General features: G+C 62.9%; 5 protein-coding genes and 1 pseudogene. 3 read left to right on the top strand and 3 right to left on the bottom strand.

From position 1 onward, the window contains the following. Positions 1-79: 79 nt before the first annotated feature. Positions 80-1,012: a LysR family transcriptional regulator gene (locus AC07W0_RS30845; RefSeq protein ID WP_102619014.1), complete on the bottom strand. Its 933-nt coding sequence runs from the start codon at positions 1,010-1,012 to the stop codon at positions 80-82. Positions 1,013-1,101: 89 nt separating this feature from the next. Between AC07W0_RS30845 and AC07W0_RS30840 the strand changes: the two genes are divergently transcribed. Further along, entirely contained in the window at positions 1,102-1,728 is a 627-nt protein-coding gene (locus AC07W0_RS30840; RefSeq protein WP_057005309.1) for an alanyl-tRNA editing protein, read from the top strand. Here AC07W0_RS30840 and AC07W0_RS30835 read toward each other — a convergent pair. After that, positions 1,725-3,299: an alkaline phosphatase D family protein gene (locus AC07W0_RS30835; protein WP_102619015.1), complete on the bottom strand. Its 1,575-nt coding sequence runs from the start codon at positions 3,297-3,299 to the stop codon at positions 1,725-1,727. The two genes, AC07W0_RS30840 and AC07W0_RS30835, sit on opposite strands and share 4 nt — an antisense overlap. Continuing rightward, on the bottom strand, positions 3,296-3,850 hold the full coding sequence (locus AC07W0_RS30830; RefSeq protein ID WP_102619016.1) for a GNAT family N-acetyltransferase: 555 nt from the start codon (positions 3,848-3,850) through the stop codon (positions 3,296-3,298). The genes AC07W0_RS30835 and AC07W0_RS30830 overlap by 4 nt, the downstream gene beginning before the upstream one ends. 190 nt (positions 3,851-4,040) lie before the next feature. Between AC07W0_RS30830 and AC07W0_RS30825 the strand changes: the two genes are divergently transcribed. Continuing rightward, on the top strand, positions 4,041-4,448 hold the full coding sequence (locus tag AC07W0_RS30825; protein ID WP_005786670.1) for an ExbD/TolR family protein: 408 nt from the start codon (positions 4,041-4,043) through the stop codon (positions 4,446-4,448). Between the two features lie 2 nt (positions 4,449-4,450). Beyond that, a pseudogene (locus tag AC07W0_RS30820) lies at positions 4,451-4,696 on the top strand (energy transducer TonB); the annotation flags it as partial.

The raw sequence follows: 4,696 nt of genomic DNA, 5'->3' as shown, positions 1-4,696 counted from the left end.
GGCTTGCCCCCGATGGCGGCGTGTCAGCCAATACATGCATGACTGATCCACCGCTATCGGGGGCAAGCCCCCTCCCACACTACCGTCGGCGCAGCGTCGGCTCGGTGGCCATGCACGCCACCAGGTAATCAATGAACACCCGTACCTTCGGCGGCAGGTACCGCGTCGGCGAGTGCAGCAGCCAGGCCTCGCCATGGTAGGACGCAATAAAGTCCCACGCCGGCAACACCTGCACCAGGCGCCCCTCATCCAACGCATGCCGCGCCGTGAAATACGGCAAGCTGCCAATCCCCACATGCTGCAACACCGCATCCAGGCGCACGCCGGTGTGGTTCGCCGCATACCGCCCCCGCACGCCCACCGTGACCGCCTTGCCCGCCCGGCGAAACTTCCAGCGCGAGTCCCCCGGGGTTTCGCCCAGGTAGATGCAACTGTGCGCCAGCAGATCATGGGGATGACTCGGCGTGCCGTGCTCGGCCAGGTACTGCGGCGTCGCGCACAACACGTGTTCGATGGGCAGTAATTGCCGCCCCACCAGGCCCGGCGGCGGGCTGTCGGTGATACGGATACTCAGGTCGACGTTGTCATCGATCAGGTCCACCTGCCGGTCCTCAAGGATCAACTGCACATCGACCTTGGGATAGCGCCGCAAGAATTCCGGCATATGCGGATGCACCACGAACCGCCCCACCGCCTTGGGCACGCTGACCCGCACCAAGCCCTCGGCTTCGTGGGTGAACTGGCCGCTGATTTCCATCACCGAGCGCGCCGCGTTGACCATCTCCTGGCAACGCTTGAACACCTCTTCGCCGCCCTCGCTCAAACGCAGTTTGCGCGTGGTGCGTTGCAGCAGGCGCGTGGCCAACGCCTGTTCGAGACGCGAGATGCTGCGGCTCACCGCCGAAGGCGACACGCTCAGTTGTCGCGCTGCCGCAGAAAAACTGCCGGCTTCCACCACTTTGACGAAAATCGCCATTTCACCCAGCAGCGGCAAAGGAAGATTGATGCTCATGACGCACAAGTCCATTGATAATTGAACGGATTATCACCCATCTGCGCACTATTTATACTGCCCGCAGAACCTTGATGCGGATGTAGACGATGACCGAGCGCCTGTTTTTCACCCACGACCACCTGACCGCCGAGCTTGAAGTGCTGAGCTGCACCGCCCACGAAGAGCAGTTTGCGGTCACGCTGCAGTCGACGATTTTCCACCCCCAGGGCGGCGGCCAGCCATTCGACACCGGCTGGCTGGGCGACAGCCGGGTGCTGCGGGTGACCCAGGAGGCAGAGCGCGTGGTGCATTACCTCGACCAGCCCGTAGAACCGGGCCCGATCAACGCACGGGTCGATGCACCACGCCGTGCCTTGCACACCCGCCTGCATTCCGCCGGACACTTGATCGGCAACGCCGGCGAGGCGTTGGGCTGGATGCCGATCAAGGCCCACCACTGGCCGGGCGAAGGCAAGATCACCTTTATCCGCGGCGAAAGCGCACAAGCCATGGAGGCCGACACGCTTCAACAACAGCTCGACCACTGGATCGCCGCCGACTACCCGCGCCAGATGCGCCTGGAAGACGGCATCCGCGAAGTCGGCTTCGGCGAGTTGCCCGCGTATGCCTGTGGTGGCACGCATGTGCAGGCGTTGGGCGAATTGGGCCAGGTGACGATCCTGGCCGTGGCGGAGAAAAAGGGCACGCTGTCGGTACGCTACAGCCTGGATTAAACCGCGATCGCCCCGGCCCGCCCCGGTTCCACCACGAACGACTTGAGCGTCGACACCGTGGCGGCCGGGTCACGCGGATCGGTAATCACACGAAAGTCCGTGAGCATGCGCTGGGCATCTAGCGTCACCGATACATACCCGCGCTGGCGGCTGTCGAAAAACTTCACATGGGGATTCTGCGGCAGCATCTGGGTGAAGGCGTCGTAAGGCGGCCCATCGGAGGTCACCGAGGTGCCGACGAACTCGGTGGCGAGCACGGGCGAGTCCGGGTTGTTGGCATCGGCATGCAAATCGGTGGCCCAGAATGAATGTATATCACCGCCCCAGAACACCGGGTTGTTGAGCTGGTGGCGCGCGATGGACGCGAGCATTCGTGAACGGTTCGCCATGTAGCCATCCCAACCATCGGTCCAATGGCCCAGCGTGTGCTGGGTCAGGTCGCGCTGCAGCAGCGGCGCCACCAGCAAGTCCTGGGCGATCACGTTCCATTGCGCTTTCGACTGGGCAAACCCCTGGTCCAGCCAGGCCTCCTGCTGCCAACCGAGCATGGTGCGAGCGGGGTCGCGCAAGTCGCTGCAGGTGTTGGCGGCGATGTGGCCCTGATGGCTGCCGTTGGCCTGAATGCACGGTTGCTCGGAGCGATACTGTCGACCGTCGAGCACATGGAAACGTGCCAGGCGGCCGTAGTCCAGGCGCCGATAAACGCGCATATCCGGCCCGTTGGGCAGGCTGCTCACGCGCAGCGGCATATGCTCGTAATAGGCCTGATACGCCGCCGCCCGCTGCTTGAGAAACTGCGCCACGGCAACCTTCGGGTCCTGGGACCAGCGGCTGGCATAGTCGTTCTGCACCTCGTGATCGTCCCAGGTCGCCACGCTGGGCGCCGCCGCGTGCAAGGCCTGGAGATCCGGATCGGTCTTGTACAGCGCATAGCGGTTGCGATAGTCGCTCAGGGTCAGCGCGTTGCCGCTGCCGTGGGAACGAATGACTTTTCCCGAGTCGGCCGCGTAGGAACTGTCGTAGATATAGTCACCGAGGAAAAACACCAGGTCCGGCTGCTCCGCCGCCAGGTGACGATAGGCACTGAAGTACCCGCGTTCCCAGTGGGAGCACGACACGAACCCCAAGCGCGCCGTCGCCAGGGCATGCAAAGCCGGCGCGGTACGCGACTGCCCCACCGCGCTCTGCGCCCCCAGCCCTTCGAACTGATACCAATACGGCCTGCCGGCTTCCAGCCCCGCGACCTCCACATGCACGGAGTGGGCAAAGCGCTCACTCGCCATCACCTCACCCTGCCTCACAATGCGCGTCATCCCCGCATCGCTGGCGACCCGCCAACGCACCGGCACCGCACGCGCCAACCCGCCGCGACCGTCCGCCGCATTGAACAACGGCGCCAGGCGCGTCCAGATCACGAAACCATCCGGCAACGGATCACCCGAGGCCACGCCCAACGTGAACGGATAATCGATCCCCGCACTGCGGGCAAACGGGCTGAGGATCGAAAAGGTGGCGGCCAGCGCCAGCCCGGCCAGCACCCGGCGCCGATCATGGTCAACCGCACGACTCACGCCCGGCGCTCCCAGTCATTGCGCACGGTCGCAAACCCGAGCAAGTCCTCATACACCCCATTCTTGAGAAACGCGGCGCGCATACAGCCTTCGTACAGCAGGCCGATTTTCTCCATGACCCGCGCCGACTCCTTGTTGCGGCCAAAGCATTGGCTGCCCACTCGGTACAGGCCCAGTTCGGTGAACCCGAAGTCCATCACCGCACGGGCTGCCTCGGCGGCATAGCCCTGGTTGCGACAGTGCGCCGCCACCCATCCGCCCAGGTGCCCGTAGTGGTGACGCGCATTGAGACGCAGGCTGACGATGCCGATCAATTCGCCGGTTTCGCGCAGGTGCATGCCCAGGCTCAACAGATCGCCGGCGCGGTATTTGTCTTGCATCTCGTCAATAAACGTCCGGGCTGTTTCCAGGGTATAGGGCGATGGAATGTTGGCCGTGTTGTCAGCAATCTTCGGCCCGTTGGCGAGGCTGGAAAGTACTGCGGCCTGGTCGCTTTCCAGCGCCCGCAACAGCAAACGCGAAGTCAACAAATGCGGCAATGACTGACTCATACAAGACGGCTCTCGGTGTAAATTTTTCGAGAATGTACCCCCGGCGTTTCAGTTTCATTACTTCGTGGAAGTGACCGGAAACCAATCTGTAAGACACGTCCTAGACACGTCAAAACGTAAATTAAAGTTAACCGTTCGGTCATTTTCCGTTGTTAGCGTGTCGCCCCTAATTCAATAACGGGGTAGCGGAATGAGAACCTGGGATGAACCGAAAAAACGCAAGGCACACATCGAACTGATCCCGATGATCGACGTGATGATGTTCCTCCTGGTGTTTTTCGTACTCGTGAGTCTGAACGTGATTCCGGCACTCGGCATGAAGACTCAACTGCCCAGCGCCAGCAGTTCGCAGCAGCTCAAGCCGCAGAACAAATTCATCCTCACCCTGGGCCTGGAAGGCCAGTTGCAACTGGACGGCAAGGACCTCACGGTCGACGCTCTGGTACCGGCGCTGAAGGCGGCGGAAAAGCCGGATACCAAGTCGACGATCATCGTCAACAGCGACAAGGGCGTGGAGGTTTCGCGCCTGGTGGAGGTGATGGACACCCTGCGTCTGGGTGGCTTTACCTCCGTGTCCATCGCCACGCGTAAGTCCTGATCATGTACGTCCTGTTTCGTGCGCGTCGGCTGCTGGGCAGTGTCCCGGCCCTGATCGCCCTGGTGCTGATTGCACTGGGTATCCAGTCCCAGACGTTGAAGGTCGAGCCGGTGTACGACGAGTCGGCGGTCGAGTTGGCATTGGTCGAGCCGGAGCCCGAGGTGGTGCCGCCACCCGTGGTGGAGCAAGCACCGCCACCGCCGGTGATCGAGGACGAAGAGGCCGAGCCGGCCCCTCCACCACCGCCC

Source organism: Pseudomonas sp. GW704-F2 (assembly GCF_059423025.1).
The sequence above is the reverse complement of the archived record's forward strand: the minus strand, read 5'-3'. Positions and strand labels throughout refer to the sequence as shown.

Coding starts and splice junctions, on each gene's coding strand:
- AC07W0_RS30845 (WP_102619014.1), bottom strand. CDS start 1,012: ATGAGCATCAATCTTCCTTTGCCGCTGCTGGGTGAAATGGCGATTTTC.
- AC07W0_RS30840 (WP_057005309.1), top strand. CDS start 1,102: ATGACCGAGCGCCTGTTTTTCACCCACGACCACCTGACCGCCGAGCTT.
- AC07W0_RS30830 (WP_102619016.1), bottom strand. CDS start 3,850: ATGAGTCAGTCATTGCCGCATTTGTTGACTTCGCGTTTGCTGTTGCGG.
- AC07W0_RS30825 (WP_005786670.1), top strand. CDS start 4,041: ATGAGAACCTGGGATGAACCGAAAAAACGCAAGGCACACATCGAACTG.